15 protein-coding genes are annotated in these 16,871 nt (G+C 59.6%); all 15 read right to left on the reverse strand.

Translation table 11 applies throughout. The features are described from left to right. Nucleotides 1-147 precede the first annotated feature (147 nt). A complete protein-coding gene (locus tag ACQZ48_RS12330; RefSeq protein WP_448728848.1) occupies nucleotides 148-648 on the reverse strand; it encodes a M15 family metallopeptidase in 501 nt (166 codons plus the stop codon). Continuing rightward, nucleotides 614-1,255: a hypothetical protein gene (locus tag ACQZ48_RS12335; RefSeq protein WP_448728849.1), complete on the reverse strand. Its 642-nt coding sequence runs from the start codon at nucleotides 1,253-1,255 to the stop codon at nucleotides 614-616. The genes ACQZ48_RS12330 and ACQZ48_RS12335 overlap by 35 nt, the downstream gene beginning before the upstream one ends. A 3-nt stretch (nucleotides 1,256-1,258) precedes the next feature. After that, a complete protein-coding gene (locus tag ACQZ48_RS12340; protein WP_448728850.1) occupies nucleotides 1,259-2,707 on the reverse strand; it encodes a hypothetical protein in 1,449 nt (482 codons plus the stop codon). Between the two features lie 417 nt (nucleotides 2,708-3,124). Continuing rightward, the gene (locus ACQZ48_RS12345) at nucleotides 3,125-3,937 is read right to left on the reverse strand and encodes a hypothetical protein (protein ID WP_448728851.1); all 813 of its coding nucleotides are present in this window, start codon (nucleotides 3,935-3,937) and stop codon (nucleotides 3,125-3,127) included. 96 nt (nucleotides 3,938-4,033) lie between these two features. After that, nucleotides 4,034-4,231, reverse strand: coding sequence for a hypothetical protein (locus ACQZ48_RS12350; RefSeq protein WP_448728852.1), 198 nt, complete (start codon nucleotides 4,229-4,231; stop codon nucleotides 4,034-4,036). A gap of 145 nt (nucleotides 4,232-4,376) precedes the next feature. Further along, the gene (gene arsH, locus ACQZ48_RS12355) at nucleotides 4,377-5,123 is read right to left on the reverse strand and encodes an arsenical resistance protein ArsH (protein ID WP_191217593.1); all 747 of its coding nucleotides are present in this window, start codon (nucleotides 5,121-5,123) and stop codon (nucleotides 4,377-4,379) included. After that, on the reverse strand, nucleotides 5,080-5,502 hold the full coding sequence (gene arsC / locus ACQZ48_RS12360; protein ID WP_191217592.1) for an arsenate reductase (glutaredoxin): 423 nt from the start codon (nucleotides 5,500-5,502) through the stop codon (nucleotides 5,080-5,082). Before arsC ends, arsH begins: the two co-directional genes overlap by 44 nt. 2 nt (nucleotides 5,503-5,504) lie before the next feature. Continuing rightward, nucleotides 5,505-6,563, reverse strand: coding sequence for an ACR3 family arsenite efflux transporter (gene arsB / locus ACQZ48_RS12365; RefSeq protein WP_077982310.1), 1,059 nt, complete (start codon nucleotides 6,561-6,563; stop codon nucleotides 5,505-5,507). After that, nucleotides 6,563-7,090, reverse strand: a complete 528-nt coding sequence (locus tag ACQZ48_RS12370) for an arsenate reductase ArsC (RefSeq protein WP_077982309.1) — start codon at nucleotides 7,088-7,090, stop codon at nucleotides 6,563-6,565. The genes arsB and ACQZ48_RS12370 overlap by 1 nt, the downstream gene beginning before the upstream one ends. An 83-nt stretch (nucleotides 7,091-7,173) precedes the next feature. Beyond that, nucleotides 7,174-7,527 (reverse strand): ArsR/SmtB family transcription factor, encoded by a 354-nt coding sequence (locus ACQZ48_RS12375; RefSeq protein WP_137410292.1) that lies wholly within the window; start codon nucleotides 7,525-7,527, stop codon nucleotides 7,174-7,176. Nucleotides 7,528-7,628: 101 nt separating this feature from the next. Beyond that, nucleotides 7,629-8,858, reverse strand: a complete 1,230-nt coding sequence (locus ACQZ48_RS12380) for a thioester reductase domain-containing protein (protein ID WP_191217591.1) — start codon at nucleotides 8,856-8,858, stop codon at nucleotides 7,629-7,631. Between the two features lie 13 nt (nucleotides 8,859-8,871). Continuing rightward, entirely contained in the window at nucleotides 8,872-9,639 is a 768-nt protein-coding gene (locus tag ACQZ48_RS12385; protein ID WP_191217590.1) for an SDR family NAD(P)-dependent oxidoreductase, read from the reverse strand. Further along, nucleotides 9,636-11,000 (reverse strand): aspartate aminotransferase family protein, encoded by a 1,365-nt coding sequence (locus ACQZ48_RS12390; protein ID WP_217004753.1) that lies wholly within the window; start codon nucleotides 10,998-11,000, stop codon nucleotides 9,636-9,638. Before ACQZ48_RS12390 ends, ACQZ48_RS12385 begins: the two co-directional genes overlap by 4 nt. A 26-nt stretch (nucleotides 11,001-11,026) precedes the next feature. Continuing rightward, nucleotides 11,027-12,691, reverse strand: coding sequence for a PfaD family polyunsaturated fatty acid/polyketide biosynthesis protein (locus ACQZ48_RS12395; RefSeq protein WP_448728853.1), 1,665 nt, complete (start codon nucleotides 12,689-12,691; stop codon nucleotides 11,027-11,029). After that, the gene (locus tag ACQZ48_RS12400; protein WP_448728854.1) at nucleotides 12,688-16,851 is read right to left on the reverse strand and encodes a hotdog fold thioesterase; all 4,164 of its coding nucleotides are present in this window, start codon (nucleotides 16,849-16,851) and stop codon (nucleotides 12,688-12,690) included. The genes ACQZ48_RS12395 and ACQZ48_RS12400 overlap by 4 nt, the downstream gene beginning before the upstream one ends. Nucleotides 16,852-16,871 lie beyond the last annotated feature (20 nt).

Raw genomic sequence — 16,871 nt, forward strand, 5'->3', positions numbered from 1 at the left:
CACTAAATGCACCTATTACCAAGGGGAAGGTGGAACGCCGCGCCTACCTACCTCCCTCCAAGCATTAACCCATTCCGGGAGGTAGGTAGGCACGGCTACGCGCCCGCCGAGCTAGCGGCGGACACGCTTTTCAGACGCCAAAGAGGCTTAAAGTTTTACGGAGCGGCCAATGTCTCGCCAGTTGGCGAGTTCCCAATGGGCCGGATCGTAGAACGACCAATCACCGCCCCACTCGACCTTAATGCCGAGGGAGGCCGCGACTTCCTTGCCGATATGGCCGATAAGGTCCCACTGCTTCCGCGTGAGGTCCCATGCCTTCGTGCCGTGCACGATATCGACGGCAAGGCCGTAATTGTGGGCAGATTGCCCGGGCTTTGCCTTGCTCAGGCCACGGGCATAGAGCGACTGCTGATCCGCATCCCCGCGATAAACGCAGTGCGCGAACATGGGCACACCCAACTTCGCCATCCGCTTGATGAACACACGTTCAAACTCAAGCAGGGTAGGGTGCCCACGGGACCGGTCAGCACGATTGTGCTGACCCTTATGGCGTTCGCTCAGGAGGAATGACTTGTCGATCATCCCCCGAAGCTCAGAGGCGTATTTGTCGCCGTCAGGCGGCACCACCCGTTCCGGCTTGTCCGCCACTTGCGCCTCCCTGTTGTTCGCCTGCATTCGGGGCAAGGGCAGCCTCGCCGGGTTTTTCACCGCTTGTGCCTTGTGCTGGTACTTGTGCGCCAGCAGCGCCAGAAGCCGCTCCCGGAGCGTCGGACTTGACGATTTCTGCGGGCCTTCCATCTTCGATCTCCTTGATACGGCGGGCAAAGGCCGCTTCCAGTTCCGACGCCTGTTGCGCGGCACGGCGGTCAGCATTGAGTTGCATCCGGTACATCATTTCTTCCAGTTCCGGATTGCGATGACGCCGGTTTGCGATCTTCGTGAAGATCACCGGATCAACCACTTCCGAGAACGTAGGTTCGAGGTCCGCGCTGATGTAGTGCACAGCACCGGAACCATTTTCCGCGTAAACGCTGAAGGTTCCGGCAGCACTGAACTCGATTGTTTCCTGCCCAGCGGGCAGGGCGCAGAGGAAGCTTTCCACGCCGTCACGATCGACGATGAAGAACGCCGTTGCGGCCTCAAGATTGAAATCGATACGGACGCGCCTTTCAGCGACATCCGAACCGGCGAACACGATGGCCTTGTCCGAAGGAAGGACAGACCAACGGGAAAGAGAATTAAGCTTCACAACCATGGCTTACGCCTCCTTGTTGACACGGTCTTGCGGAGCGACCGCCAGAACCTTTTCGTAATCGTCCGTGGCTTCGACCAGATGGCCGCCGAACACGGTATTTCCTTCGATGAAGACATCGCCCTGAGTGACGACTTCGAAGGGGTCTTGATTGGTCACCACAAACGGCTTGGTGTGCATGTTGGTGCACAGATAGAAGTCCGTCGAAAGCGTGGGATTGAGTGTCTCCACAGCCCAAATGCGCTGGCGATCCTCGTCGAAGCCCGTATTGACCGTGGGACGGTAAAAGCGACCGCCGACACGCGGTGCGTCGATATTCCAGCGCCCATTGAGTGGCTCATAACCGAACGTAGCGTTCGGCGTGGCATGCGAAGTGTCGATGCGGCTGTTTTTGACAACATCAACCTTTTCGGGGTCGAGCGTGTCACGCAGGTACTGCGGCAGATCATCGACCGAAAGGCTGTTAAGCCATGGATCTTCCTGCCGCTCGAAAAGCTGATCTGGCGTGATTTCAGCCACGACCATGATAATGCCGCCCGTGTTGATACGGGGAAGCTGGATTGACATATCCAAGCCGGTCATGCCGTTGACCACGCTTTCCGTCAGGTTGCCGGCGTCCGACGCGTAACGCTTGGACATGCCGAAAATCGTCTTGCGATCCGAAAGCAGCATAGGCTGCTTGAACGCCTGATCGGGGATCGAAATGGCATCCATCAACAGATTGATGATGTGATCATCATGCATGTTGTACTGCTGGCGAAGCTTGGCAAAGGCTTGCGTCTTGCGCGCCATTTCGATGTTGGACAGCGAAACGGTAATGCCGTTTTCCTGCAGTTCGGCCCACACATCCGGGTAAAGCTGACCGTTGATAAGCTGCCCCTTAACGCCGAAGCCGCCACCGCCGCTGGCATGGCCCCACTCAATGATCGAGCCATACGGATAACTCGACACAGTACCGTCACTTTCCCGACCGGAAAAGCCGCTCGGATGCGTCATCGGCGTTGCCATTTTGAGAAGGCCCTTAACCGGCATACGGGCGTCAACGACATTCAACGGCACTTCGCCGTCAATCACAGCCTGATCGAAATCGGGGACGATATGAGCAAACCGCTCATGTGACCAGAACGCGGGAGCAAGGTCGGCGTCGAGGCGGTTACGAAGCGTCAAATCCGGCGAACGGTTCTTCGCCCGGAAATTCCAGATTTGATTGTACGCCTCGACATAGGACGAATTCACCATCTGATCAGAACGGCCATGAAGGCCGAGATAGCGGTAAATGTCGTTTGAGCCGTGAGCGCCGAAGGCGACCTGCTCAATGAACGGAACAACGGCTTCACCCTCCAACGGCGGCTTGCCTTCATACGAAAGGTTCAGCTGATCCATCGAGCCGTTGAAACGTTCGAGAGCCAGCATGGGCACGAAATATGCCATGCAACGCACATTGATAGCGTTCATTAGAACTTCCGCCGTTTCCATCATTTCGAAGGAGAAACGGAGGCGGCCAGAGCGAACCGCGTCTTCACGCAAAAGCGGGAAGGCGGCGAGGGGAACCATCTTGCCAGCGGGAAGGGACGTAAGCCCACGGGCAGACTGACGCCGCATCGTACGGGGAGCAACAAGCGCGTCCGTACGTGTGCGGCTATTTGCGATTGAATTTGGACCTGCCATTTTGGGTTCCTTTCTTGAACCTTTTGAAAAACTGCTTTAGCTTTGCGGCCCGCCGCATACAGGCGGGACAACGTTTTCGGGGATTTGCCATGTGGCCCATCGTTAGGTTTGGATTGAACTTTTTCGCAACAATCGGGATATTGTTCGCATTCGGGCTGCTTTGGCTTGCAATCACCGCTGGCGTTTTGAGCGCTATTTTCTAGCTCACCAGCCGCCGCCACCTCCGCTCGTGCGAGTGGACAGCCGACCCGTTTTCTTATTCGGACGAAGCCCAAAAAGGTCATCGACCCAACGGGCGGCAGAACGCAGCTTGCTGTCCTTCGGCAGCGGTTCACCCCAGCCGGTTTTCCGTCGCCCATAGTCCAAAAGGTCAGCGCCGCCAACAACGGCACCGCCGATCCAACTCCCCGGCTCGCCATAACGCTGTTCCCAAGTCGCAGCGTCAGACCAGTCCTTATTGACAGGCTCCGCTTGGAAAGGATTGGTGACATTAACGTCACCCGCCTGCCACTTCGCGGGCTGGCCAAGACCAGAGCGCGAGAGGGAAGCGCCAGCGCCAGAAGGCCGCCGCTCAAAATCGCTTTGAGCGAACGAACCAGCACCACGCGGAACACCGGACAAAGCAGACGCATTGAGCGCTGCAATCTGACTTTCCACAAGCCGGTATTCCTGTTCCCGCTTACTATCCGCGAACGGATCGAAGTTGGAGAGAAAATCGCCAAAGCCGGTCAAAGCATCGCCGATGGCAGAACCACCGACAGCCTGTTTCACAGGAGCTTGACGGGTGAGGGGCGTTGCAGACAGCGGAGCAAGGCCCGCAGCCGCATTGTACGAAGAACCACTACCGGAACGAAGCGCGGTCAGTGGATTGAAGCCCGCCTTCTCGGCGTCTTCGACAAGATGGGACAGAACCTGCCTTGAATATTCACGGGTTTCGTCCAACTGCGCACGATTGTAAGCGCGTTCCTCATCGCGATCTTCAAGCTGCCATTCGCGCTGCTGCTGCGCCGCACGCATATCATTTTCATATTGCTGCTGCGCTTGTTTCTTTTTCGAACTGCTTCCGAAAAGGCCACCGAGAAGACCAAGCCCGGCGCCTAGGAAATTCAGGAATTAACGACCCTCCTGTGTCTTGGACCTCAGGAAGCTGCCGACCAGATCAGCAGCAAGCAAGACACCGGCAAGAACCCACGTTTCAACGCGGGCAGCAATCGCCGGATCGGAGATTGACAGGCCGGAAACAGCGCCAGCGGCAAGAGCGCCAAGGCGCGCACCGAGGGGCTTCAGGAGAACAGAAACGATACCTTTCATGAACGATCCCTTTCAGATGTTCACGAAATTCCCCAATTAGATCGCATAAGATAGATTATGGAACTTATTTGATACTGTGGCTCTGGATTTCAGCCGCATTCAACCACGATTGAAAAGCACGAAACGTTGAACCGAACCCAGCCCGTCAGATTGATTTTAGCGAAACACGTTTCTCAAGTTCATCTGTCAACTCTTTGCGTTCGCTATATCGGTCTGTGAGATAGCTGGAAGCGTCACGCGTCAGCAGCGTCAATTTCACCAGTTCCTCACAGACGTCGACGACCCGGTCATAATAAGATGACGGCTTCATCCGGCCTTCCGCGTCGAATTCCTGATAGGCCTTTGCCACCGAGGATTGGTTTGGAATGGTAATCATCCGCATCCATCGGCCGAGAATTCGCATCTGGTTCACGGCATTGAAGGACTGGCTGCCGCCAGACACTTCCATGACGGCGAGTGTCTTGCCCTGTGTCGGCCGTACCGAACCGATTGCAAGAGGAATCCAGTCGATCTGCGACTTCATGATGCCGGTCATCGCGCCATGGCGTTCGGGGCTTACCCAGACCTGTCCTTCCGACCATTCTGAAAGTTCACGCAATTCCTGCACCTTGGCGTGGCTGACCGGCGCTTCATCGGGCAAAGGCAAGCCCTTCGGATCGAATATCCGAACCTCGCAACCGAGCCGTTCGAGCAGCCGCCCGGCCTCGAATGCCAGCAGACGGCTATAGGAGACTTCGCGCAGCGAGCCGTAAAGGATCAGGATGCGTGGTTTATGGGTCGAAAACACCGGACGCAGGGCGTCCGGGTCGATGCTGTGCAGGTGATGCCCCTGCAACGCGGGAAAACTATCAGGCAACGCGCTTTCCTTCACTGTCGAGGACCTGCTCGCCATCCTCCTTGAAGAACGGCCCTTTGAATGTGTCCGGCAGAATATCCAGCACGACCTCTGAAGGACGGGCGAGCCTGGTGCCGAGTGGCGTTACGACAAAGGGACGATTGATGAGGATCGGCGTTTCCATCATCGCATTGAGCAACTGATCGTCAGTCAGGTCCGGATTGTCGAGACCGAGCTCGGCATAAGGCGTCCCTTTTTTGCGCATGGCTTCGCGCACCGTCAGCCCCGCATTCGCAATCATGCGTGCAAGCTGCTCGCGTGTCGGCGGTTCCCGCAGATATTCGATCACGGTCGGCTCGATCCCTGCCGCGCGGATCAGCGCCAGCGTGTTGCGCGACGTCCCGCAGGACGGGTTGTGATAGATGGTGGCGTCCATGGTCATTGCCTTTCGGTCGTTATCGTTCGGGAAACGGCGGGTGCAGCCTCATACCAGTCCTTCGAGCGGTTCACGATCCAGACGACCGAAAGCATGACCGGAACTTCTATGAGGACGCCGACAACGGTTGCCAGCGCCGCACCCGACTGAAACCCGAACAGGCTGATGGCGGCCGCGACCGCGAGTTCGAAGAAGTTGCTGGCGCCAATGAGTGCGGAAGGCCCAGCGACGCAATGGCGCTCACCCGTCATGCGGTTCAGGACGTAGGCGAGCCCCGAATTCAGATAGACCTGGATGAGGATGGGGATGGCGAGGAGGCCGATGACGGCCGGCTGGGCAATGATCTGCTCGCCCTGAAATGCGAAGAGAAGAACCAGTGTCGCAAGCAGCGCCGCCAGCGAAATCGGCTGCAATTTCGCGAGAACGTAATCCAGCGTCCGTGAGGTTCCGTCAGCCATGAGCCGGCGCCTGACCAGTTGCGCGAGGATGACCGGAACGACAATATAAAGCGCAACGGAAAGAAGAAGCGTAGCCCACGGCACTGTAATGGCGGAAAGACCGAGCAGCAGGCCGACCACCGGAGCAAAAGCCACGACCATAATCGCATCGTTGAGCGCGACCTGCGACAACGTGAACAGCGGCTCACCCCGCGTAAGGTTGCTCCAGACGAAGACCATGGCCGTGCAAGGAGCCGCGGCAAGGATGATCAACCCGGCAATGTAGGAATCGATCTCACCGGCCGGAAGATAAGGGCGGAACAGCCAGCCGATGAAAAACCAGCCGAGCAGCGCCATCGAGAACGGCTTGACGGCCCAGTTGATGAACAAGGTCACGCCAATGCCGCGCCAGAACATGCCGACCTGCGAAAGAGACCGGAAATCGATCTTCAGCAGCATCGGAATGATCATCAGCCAGATCAGGATCGCAACCGGAATGTTCACTTTGGCGATCTCGGCCGCAGCGATGAGCTGAAAGACACCGGGCATCAGATGGCCGAGCGCCACACCGGCGACAATGCACAGAAACACCCAGACGGTCAGATAACGTTCGAACAGGGACATCAGGCCGACTTTCCTTCAGGATTGGTGGTTCCATCCAATGCACCGATCTGTCGAAGCCGGGTCTCCAGCGCCATACGATCGATGGATTGCAGCGGCAGGCTGACGAAAGCCGCGATCCTGTTCTTGAGGAAACGAGCGGCCTGCGCGAAGGCGCGCTGAACCTCGATCTCAGAGCCGACCGTAGCGGCGGGATCCTCTATCCCCCAATGGGCAGTCATCGGATGGCCGATCCAGACCGGACAGGCTTCGCCGGCGGCGCTGTCGCACACCGTGAAGATGAAATCCATCCGTGGCGCATCAGGTCCGGCAAACACGTCCCAGCTTTTCGAGGTGAACCCGCTGGTCGGATAACCCAGCACGGCCAGTTCCCTCAGGGCGTGAGGATTTACCTCTCCCTTCGGCTGGCTACCGGCCGAATAGGCATTGAACCTCCCCTCACCTTCCTTGGCGAGAATGGATTCGGCAAGAATGGAGCGAGCGGAATTGCCCGTGCACAAAAAGAGCACGTTATAGATCTTATCGGTCATGGTTTCGGTCCGTGGTTAGATCGGTGGCCTGGCAAGCCCCGCGATCGAAGCAGAAGAGATGATGGACACCAGCCAGGCGGCGTTCATGACGGCGTCGCCTGCAAGCTGCAGCAGGGCGTCAGCTCGGCAATCAACGGCGCGCAAAGCTCGGTCGAACCACCGCAGCAATCTTTCAGCAGAAACAGGGTCAGCAGGCGCAACCCGTCAAGATCGGCGCGATAGAGGATAGACCGGCTCTGCCGCTCACTCTTGACCAGACCGGCCCGGGAAAGCGTGGCGAGATGCGCCGACATCGTGTTCTGGGGAACGTCGAGAAGACGCGCAAGCTCACCGGCCGGAATGCCATCCGGCTCGTGGCGCACGAGAAGCCGGAAGGTCTCCAGTCGGGTAGATTGGGCGAGCGCGCCAAGCGCGGTGATTGCACTACTGTTATCCATAAATCCAGAATAATGGATATATTGAATGTGTCAAGTACCGAATATCGTCATGGTCGACAGGTTGGGCGAAGGAATCCCCCTCGCCCTGCCCCTGCATGCGCTTAAACCAGCTTCGCGTCGTAAAGCCGTTCCATGAAACCGCGCGGCACGACGGTCCTGGAAATTTCGGCCAGCGGAAAGCCGCTACCGGCGAGCGGCAGAAAACCTTTTTCGAAGGCATAGTCGAGATAGCGCATCATCAGCATGACATCGCATTCATGGCAGCTTATCCCGCTTCCCGCGAGCGCCTTCCGGGTGTTGGCAGTATCGTATTTGCCGCTGTCGCGTACATAGTCGCCATTTCCCAGCATTGACAGCAGATCGGTGAAGACCGAGCTGTATGCCTTGCCCTCCCGCAGCATCCGGCCCTGATTGAGCGCATCGAAATAATTGTCGCGCGAGAGTTCGCGGATCACGTAGCCGCAATCGCGCACCTGTTCCACCAACGTATTCCAGTCGATGGGCTTCGGGTTGACGAGATTGAAGGTGCGGCGGTTATGCGCACGCCAGTTCATGGCGAGGTGAAGGCTTGCCCGCGCCACATAATCGACCGGCGTGATGTCGAAATCCTCATCAGACGCGAAGGTGAAGCCGGTTTCCACGATGGCGCGCACCGCTTCGTAATAAATGCCCTTCACCTTGGTCTGCGTCAACGGATAACGCCCGGTGCGGCTGTCGCCCCAGATATTGCCCGGCCGCACGATAATGAAATCGAGGCCCTTTTGCCCGGCGGCATGCATCAGCTTTTCCGACTCGAATTTGGAGCGTTCATAATCCATGTCGGGAAAACGCTGACCGACATCGACCGCATCCTCATAAAGCGTGAAATCCTCATAGATCTTGTCGCCAATGACGCTGAAGCTCGATGTGTGCAAAAGGGGAATTTTCCCCTCGAGGCACAGCTCCACCATGTTAGCCGAACCGCCGACATTGACCGGCGCGATCCTGCTGTAGGAGGCGATCAGATTGACATTGGCCGCGCAATGCAGCGCAAGGTCGATCCTGGCGGCAAGATCGCGCCACATCTGCCGTTGCAAGCCTAGATTGGACCGGGAAACATCGCCGAGAACCGGCACGATGCGCGCGTCGGCCTCCTGCTTCAGGCTTCGCTCCTCATCGTAGCAGAACAAAACGCTTTCAATCTTGCTTTTTGCCTCTGCCGCATCGGTCGCGCGTACAAGGCAATAAATCGTCGCTTTCGTCGCGCTCAATAGTTCCTGCAGCAGACGGCCGCCCATCACGCCGGTGGCGCCGGTCAGCAGGATGTTTTCTACATCATTCCCATATGTCATCGCCGATCTCCGTTCACAGCGTTCCGACCCGCATGCCGCCATCCATGGGGATCACCGCGGCATTGAGATAATTGGTTTTGCAGGTGGCAAGGAAAGTCACGACTTCCGCCACATCCTCAGGCGTGCCCCAGCGCCCGACCGGCACGATGGAGCGCACCAGACGTTCATCGGCCACCGTGTCGTTGATGCCTTCCTGTTCGAAAGGCTTCGACATGTTGGTCTTGCAGATACCCGGCGCAATCGCCGTGACGCTGATGTTGAACTGGCCAAGCTCCTGCGCCCAGGATTCCGAAGCCTTGATGAGGCCAGCCTTGGAGGCGGCATAAGCCGCCCCGCCCCCTGCCCCCCAGATGCCCGCAATCGAGGCGATATTGATGACGCGCCCGTAACGCTGGCGCACCATGGAGCGCGTGAATACGCCGGTGCAGTTGAACGCGCCCGCAAGGTTGACGTCGATGACCTTGCGGGACTGCGTCTGGCTGCGATCATTGACGCAATAGGTGCGGTCGAGAATGCCGGCATTATTGACCAGCGCGGTCACCGGCAGTCCCATTTTATCGGCAATAGCGCCCGACGCCTGCTCGACGCTGCCATGGTTCGTCACATCCATGGCGAAAATGCCGAGCCGCTCGGGATTGCCGGCCTCCCGCGCAAGACGTTGCAGCGCGGCGACGTCGATATCCGTTGCCGCCACAGCATAACCCACCTCCAGCAATGAGAGGGTAATGGCGGCGCCGAAGCCCCCGGAAGCACCTGTCACGACCGCAACTTGCTGGCTCACGCGACTTCCTCGTCCTTGAAGGCGATTTCCATGACCTTGCGCGCATTGACGAGCGCATCGGAAATGCGTTCCTCGAAGAAATGCACATCGTCCTGGTTCATCAGGAGGTTGGAATAGATGCGCGAGAGCGGCGAGAACTGGATGCCGTGGCGCTTGCTCACCTCGCGGATGATGATGTCGCAGAATTTCACCTTGTGCGAATAGCCCTCGGAACGATCCACCGGCTCTTCCTGCGAGTGATAGACCAGCGCCGTCGGCATGCCCTGAATGACGAGCGGCATGCCGGCAGCCTTCGCCGCCCTTGTAAAGACGCCCGAGATCTGCTCGGTGTAGCGGCGCATCCGGTCGTAGCAACCGGGATCCTTTTCAACGATGTCGAAAGTCGCCTTGATCGCAGCGAGACCCAGCGGATAACCGTTGAACGTGCCGGCATGGATGACCTTGCCGCGCGTATAGAGGTCCATGATGTCGCGCCGGCCGGCGATGGCGGAAATCGGCATCGAACCGCCGCCGAGCGCCTTGCCGAAGGTGGCGAGATGCGGCGTCACACCGAGAATATCCTGCGCACCGCCGAGGCCGAGGCGCACGCCAGTAATGATCTCGTCGAAGATCAGAACGATATTATTCTCTTCGCACAGTTCCTTCGTCCGCTCCAGATAACCTTCGACCGGGAAGATACCGCCGCCATTGATGCAGATCGGCTCCATCAGCACGGCCGCGATCTCATTACCGTAACGGCGGATGGTGGCTTCCAGCGCATCGATATCGTTCCACGGCAGCATGAAGCTCTGGCTTTCAAGCACACCTTCCGCACGGCCGAGCGTATCGAGCATGTCGCCCTGGTATTTCTCCGGCACGGGAAAATCGAGATTGTCCTTCTTGCGGAAACCCATGACGTTGTCGGCATTACCGTGATAATGGCCATGGAAGCGGATGAAACGGTTCTTGCCGGTAAAACCGCGCGCTAGCCGCAGCGCATTCTGCACCGCCTCCGTGCCGCTGAGGCAAAAGCGCACCATCTCGGCGCAGGGGATGTGCTTGATCATCAACTCCGCCACCTCGATCTCCAGATCGCAGGTATCGACGGACGTGACCTTTTCCATGTAGTGGATCAGCGCCTCATTATAGGCCTCGTTGTGGTGACCGACGAAAAGCGCGCCGAATTTGCAGAACAAATCCAGATGTTCGTTGCCATCCAGATCCCATACGCGGGAATTGCGGCCCTTGTTGAAGGGCACGACGAAGGCGCGCTCGGCATCGCCGAAATTATAGTGGGTGCCGCCCGGCATCAGTTCCCAGAGCCGCTTGTAGAAATCGCGCGAAATCTTCAGCGTCAGCTTGCTGTCTGTATCTGTGATCATGGCTGTGCTTTCTCCAGTTGGGCCGGCTATGCTGCCGGGACGGTTCCGATTGGCAGGGAGGAGTTTGGTGAGGACGGCATGAGCTGCGGCGCGGAATGGCCCGCCCAAGGCCGGTAACGATAAAGCGCTTCCGGCACCGGCATGCCCGCATGTTTAAGGGCGGCAAGCCGCGCCAGATAGGCCGCATTGCGCATCATAAGATCAGCGATTGTGAAGACTGAGCGGCTTTCAACCGCCTCATAGGGGCTGCCGCGCAGCCACTCGTTGATCGCGCCCATGGCCGGGCCGCACCATATCTGGTAGTCGACCGCGCGGGCTTTCGCCCCGGAAATCGCCCAGCGGGAGGATTGGCCGAGATACCACTGGAAGACCAGCGCCATACGTTTCTTCGGATGCGCTTCCGCCGCTTCGAGAATTTTGGGATTGCCGCGCGCCTTGAAAAACTGCCGTGTCTCCTCCCAGACCTGCGGCAGCGATTTCTGGAAAATCACGCTCTCCAGACCGGCGATCTCGGCGGCCGGAATATCTTCGAGGCCGTCATATTGCTTGTAGAGATTATAGAGTTTCTGCGCACGCATGGCATACATGGTGCCCCCCTTCAGCACCTGCACCTTGGAGCCGATCTCGAACATGTCGGCGGATGGCGCCATCGCCACATCGTCCATTTTGGCGCGTCCGAGCAGCGATTTCACCTGTGGCGAGGTGCCTGCCTCGATGCAGGCCTGGTTGATCGAACCGGTGCAGACATAGGCCGCGCCCATGGCGAAAGCGGCGTAAACCGCCTGCGGATTGCCGATACCGCCCGCCGCACCGATACGGACGCGGAACGCCTCGCCGCGGGTTTCGACGATGTCGTCACGCAACGCCGCAATGGAAGGAAAGGCGCAGCTCAGCACGCCATTATCGGTATGGCCGCCGGAATTGGCCTCGACGGTGATATCGTCTGCCATCGGCACCTCGCCCGCCATCTCCGCCTGATCGGCAGATATCAGGCCGTCCTCCACCAGCCTCGCCAATATTTTTTCCGGGGCCGGATGGATGAAATGCTGCGCCACCTCGCGCCGCGAAACCTTGGCGATGATGCGGTGGCGGATGTCGATGCCGTCCTGCCCATTTCGGGCAAGCCCGGACGCACGCCAGTAAACAACGGCCGGCGACAGGTTCATATAGGCTGATGCTTCCACAACCCTGACGCCGTGGCGGATGCACAGGCGCACCACGTCCATCTCCCATTCGGCATCGCCGGGATTGTGAAGAAGATTCACGCCCCAGGGTCCATGTGGGAGAGCCGCGCCGATGCGCGCCAGCGCCGATGCGACACGCTCGCGGCCGAGCCCGCCCGCACCGAGAAAGCCGAGAAGCCCCTGCCGGCCTAGCGCAATCACCATGTCCTCGGAATTGATGCCATTCGCCATTGCGCCGGCGTAATAGGCCATGCGCACGCCGTAATCGTGAAGGAAGGCTGGATCGCCGAGCTGCTGCGGTTCCAGCGCCGGCACCATGCCCTCGCACGCCTGCGCGTCGTTGCATGTCGTTTCAAGCGACAGCCGGTCGCCTGCATTCACCACATAGAGCCGGCGGCCGAGATCGGCGAGAAGCCGGCCGGTCGTCTCGATGGAAGCGGGGCTACCGGCCTGTTTTCGCCATGCCCGCAGAAGCGGTTTGGAATTGATGTGCAGGTTCTCTTTCATGCTGCGGCCACCCATGATGATTGGTCGTTGCGGCGACGGGAAAAACCGGCGCCGAGATTGTCGCAAATGCCGATGACATTGTCCTTGTGGATGATCTCGGCGACGAAAACGAAGGATGCGGCCTCCAGCGTGACGCCATCCTCGCCATAGGCGACGTCGATCGATTTGCAGGTCAGCCGGTAGCGCAGCATATCGCGCTGCGGCTTAACCTCGCCGCGGAACTTGGCGCTGTATTGGTGATCGGTCAGCGTGTGGCCATGGAGGCCGGGAGCCGAATAAAGCCCGAGATAGGCGAGGTAGAATTTGAGGAGCTGTTCGCAGCCTTCCACCAGAAGCGTTCCGGGCAGGCAGGGGTCGTTCTTGAAATGCGCCCTGAAAGCCCAATGGTCGGGATCGATATCGCGCTCGCCCACCACCAAGCCGAGGCCAAACGCCCCGCCTTTCGGGTCGACGGAGACGACCCGGTCGAGCATCCGCGCCATTGGCGTCCAGAGCTTTGGCGGAACGGCGTCGGTTCGATAGTCGGGTCCGAAGCAGCCGACGGGATCGCCAGCGCCCAGCGCCTCGATCTCGGCATTGCCGAAATGCTGTTTCGCGCAGGTGAGAAGCGGCGTGAACGGGTTTCGCACCGGGCCGTCATTCTTGAGGAAAGGCGCTGGATCCACGCCCTTGGACCGTTCCAGATCGCGCGGCAGGAAGAAGCCGGAATTCGCCTCCAGACGGAAGACGGGCCGCTCATCCGCAAGGCACCAATATTCATAGGAGACCAGAATATTGCGGCCGACCTTGAGGAAGGATTTGATATCGACCCGCCCACGCAGCAATTCGCCGGTGCGCGGCATTTCGCCGTAAACGAAGGTGCGGCTGTCCACCGCCCGATAGCGCAACTCGCCCCTGAAGAGTTGGTCGCAGCCGATGAGCGTGAAGGCGACGATCATCGCATGCGAGGATTCCAGCGCCACGAAAGCCGGAACCTTGTCCTCGCACATGAACCAGGCGTCGTCAGGCAGATCGAGTTCCCATTCGATGCGGCACGGCTCCAGCGCTCCTGCTTTTGCGGTCGTATCGGTGATGCGGGACGCGAACATATAGGGCAGTGACGGCATACGTGTGCGGATCGCGTAGCTATCGGCCAGTGCATAATCCGGCCCGAGCACGCGGCTCACCAAACCGTCCGTCAGCTCGACCAGTTGCGCTTCGTCGAACAGCACGGGGCGCGAAGGCACGACCGTTTCGCTGGCTATCATATCGCGCAGGCGACGATAGAACCCCTGTTCCGTTTGCATGAAGCGCAGATTTGTGCGGGCATTGCGGACCGCCTGCCTCTGCTGCCAGTCCAGCGGCAGGCGTTGGAGGCAGTCGGTAACCGGTTTGGGGAAAGATTCGGCCACCACCGCCGGGGACGGCCGATGCGGCGTCCCGAACCGTGATTTTTGAAAGAGGGCGATATTGGCGGGATCGAGAATGACCTCGGGGATGGTGCGTTCCCGTCCGGTGAAAACCCTGACCAGCAGCGGATCGGCCGCCGGCGCCTTCACCGATGGACCCGTGGCATGCGGCCGCGCCGAGGCCGGACTTTCGAGCACGATATGCGCATAGGCCCGGTCGACACCCATGCCGCTGACGGCCGCCAGCTGCCGCCCGTTCGTGGATCGCGGCGACAGGCCGTAATGTAGAGCCAGCGCCGTGTTGATCAGGCTGAGCATGCCGGACGCCGCACCGAGATGTCCGTAATTATTCTTGGAACTTCCAACCGGAACCGACGTGCCATAGACCTTTTCCAGCCCATCCGCCTCGACGCGCGCCTCCGCGTCCTGCGCCATGCTGTAGCGCTCGATATAGCTGATATCCGCAGGTGCGACGCCCGCTTTTTGCAGGCAGGCCTGCGCCGTGCGGGCCACCGCATCCGCCGATGGCAGGAAGCTCACGCCGGGGGTCGTGTCGTGCTGAATTTCGAGCCCGCGCAGGCGCGCATAGGCACGGCCAACCGCCCCGCTCCCGGCCTTTTCCAGCATCAGCACGCCGCAGCCCTCGCCCACCGGCTGGCTGCGATGGGGTGTGGCATAGACCATGTTTTCCAGCCCGCCATCGCAGGCGCTGCTGGCCAGAATGACGGCGTCGACCATATTTTCGGAGAGCATGTAGCGTGCCAGTTGCAGCCCCTTGAAAGCCGAGCTTTCATGCGAGCAGAGTGCGAAGGCCGGACCGTCGAGCCGCAGATGCGCTGCGACACGGCTTGCCGCAATATTGCCGACCCCGCCGGTGATGCCTTCGGGGAAGGGTTCCGGAAAAAGGCTGTCCTTGACGATCCCCTGCAGCGCCTGCATCTGCTCGGCGGAAAGCGTAATGCCCCACCGATCGAGGCTATCTTGCAATTGCCAACCGATCTCGTTGCGCGCCTGATAGCGCAGGCAACTATGATCGACATCCCTTGCGACGATCACCGCAATATTGCGTCTCTGACCGTCGAGCGCATAACCCGCATCGAGAAAAGCCCGCTCGGCCACTGGCAACAAGAAGGCATGGGCGAGAAGATGATTGCCGATGACCTTGGGCGGCAGCTTGAAATGGCGGCAATCGAAATCGAAGCTCTCGATATAACCGCCCTCCGGCGCTTCATCCATGCCGCCGATGGCGAGAATATCGCGGCGCTGCTCGAGGCCGAGCCAGCGCGTGCGCGGCAGGGGCTGGAACCATTGGCGTCCGGTGGTGATGGTCTCGCGGAAGATTTCCACATTGTCAGTTCCCGGTAGGGCCATGGCGATGCCGACAATATCCAGTTCTGCCGGAGCCACGACCCGCGTGCTCGCGGCGACCGGAACGGCCCCATCGGCAACATGTTCGCGCAGCACCATATGGCCGTTCACACCGCCGAAACCGAAGGCGTTGATGCCGGCGCGGCGTGGTTTTCCCCCCTTTGCCCAGGGGTGGTTTTCCCGCACGATATGGTCGCGGTTGACGAGGCCCTTCGGCGTGGCGACGAGGTTCTCGATATCCAGCGTCGCCGGTATCAGATCATGGCGCATGGCCAGAAGCACTTTCAGAAGGCTCGCCATGCCGGATGCGGTGAGGCTGTGGCCGTTATTGGCCTTGTTTGCGCCAAGAAGCGGCAGCGCGGTTTCGCCGAAGAAACGCTCGATGGTGGAAAGCTCCACCTGATCGCCGGCCGGCGTGCCGGTCGCATGACATTCCAGATAGTCGATGTCGGGCGAAATGCCGGCATAGGCGCGCTGCAGCGCCAGCATCTGCCCATGCGGGTCCGGCAGCAGCATATGTTTGGCGCCGCCATCGTTGGAAACGCCGATCGCCTCGATAACGCCGTAAATCCGGTCTCCGTCACGGAGTGCATCCTCGTAACGTTTCAGCGCCACGATGCCAGCGCCCTCCCCGGCCTTCAGCCCCTGCGAAGCGCGGTCGAAGGGAACGGAACGCCCATCGGACGGAAACGCCTGCAACACGTTGAAGCCGTGGTCGAGATAAATATGATCGGCATGGCAGACCGCGCCGGCCAGCATCATGTCGGCGCTGCCGTCGAGAAGGTAGGAACTCGCGACGCGGATAGCATAAAGCGCCGAGGAGCAGGCCGCATCGATGGCATAGGTCGGGCCGGACAGGCCGAGCGCCAGAGCCGCGATGGTGGCATTGTGGCTGCCGGTCATGAGGTTGAGACCGGAAAGACCCGAGGCATCCCAATAGGAGGCGAAATTAAAATCCGACCTGTCGAGCAATTCGCGCAGATAAGGCTCGAGGATGCGATGGTAAAAACCCGACATCAGCCGTTTGCCCGAATGGGTCGGCATGCCGATATTGCCGGCAATCAGGCCGCAGCGCTGCGGCGACGAGCCGCTATCCTCAAGCGCCTGCCGTGCGGCATGCATCGTCCAGTGAAACAGCGGATCAAGCGCGCGAAGCTCATTTGGCGGCAGCCGGTAACCCTCGGCATCGAAACGGAAGTCACGCACATGTCCATTGCGAGTATAGCAGATGTGGTCTGGCGTTCCCGGCTCGGGATGATGATAAAGGGCGGGATCGACGCCCAGTTCGACGGCGGAAAGCGGGGAGGTGCAGTCCCTGCCCTCGACCAGATTGCGCCAGTAACGGTCCGGCGAATCCGCTCCTGGGAAAACGCATCCGAGTCCCGTGATTGCTATCTGTCCCATCGCCATAGTCCTTCGTCAAA

It is taken from the genome of Agrobacterium sp. 22-209-1 (genome assembly GCF_053522485.1).

Bases quoted from the DNA above. Each gene is read 5' to 3' on its own strand.
- ACQZ48_RS12335 (WP_448728849.1), bottom strand. From the start codon at position 1,255: ATGGTTGTGAAGCTTAATTCTCTTTCCCGTTGGTCTGTCCTTCCTTCG.
- ACQZ48_RS12340 (WP_448728850.1), bottom strand. From the start codon at position 2,707: ATGAACGCTATCAATGTGCGTTGCATGGCATATTTCGTGCCCATGCTG.
- ACQZ48_RS12345 (WP_448728851.1), bottom strand. From the start codon at position 3,937: ATGCGTGCGGCGCAGCAGCAGCGCGAATGGCAGCTTGAAGATCGCGAT.
- ACQZ48_RS12350 (WP_448728852.1), bottom strand. From the start codon at position 4,231: ATGAAAGGTATCGTTTCTGTTCTCCTGAAGCCCCTCGGTGCGCGCCTT.
- arsH (WP_191217593.1), bottom strand. From the start codon at position 5,123: ATGGCGAGCAGGTCCTCGACAGTGAAGGAAAGCGCGTTGCCTGATAGT.
- arsC (WP_191217592.1), bottom strand. From the start codon at position 5,502: ATGGACGCCACCATCTATCACAACCCGTCCTGCGGGACGTCGCGCAAC.
- arsB (WP_077982310.1), bottom strand. From the start codon at position 6,563: ATGTCCCTGTTCGAACGTTATCTGACCGTCTGGGTGTTTCTGTGCATT.
- ACQZ48_RS12370 (WP_077982309.1), bottom strand. From the start codon at position 7,090: ATGACCGATAAGATCTATAACGTGCTCTTTTTGTGCACGGGCAATTCC.
- ACQZ48_RS12375 (WP_137410292.1), bottom strand. From the start codon at position 7,527: ATGGATAACAGTAGTGCAATCACCGCGCTTGGCGCGCTCGCCCAATCT.
- ACQZ48_RS12380 (WP_191217591.1), bottom strand. From the start codon at position 8,858: ATGACATATGGGAATGATGTAGAAAACATCCTGCTGACCGGCGCCACC.
- ACQZ48_RS12390 (WP_217004753.1), bottom strand. From the start codon at position 11,000: ATGATCACAGATACAGACAGCAAGCTGACGCTGAAGATTTCGCGCGAT.
- ACQZ48_RS12395 (WP_448728853.1), bottom strand. From the start codon at position 12,691: ATGAAAGAGAACCTGCACATCAATTCCAAACCGCTTCTGCGGGCATGG.
- ACQZ48_RS12400 (WP_448728854.1), bottom strand. From the start codon at position 16,851: ATGGGACAGATAGCAATCACGGGACTCGGATGCGTTTTCCCAGGAGCG.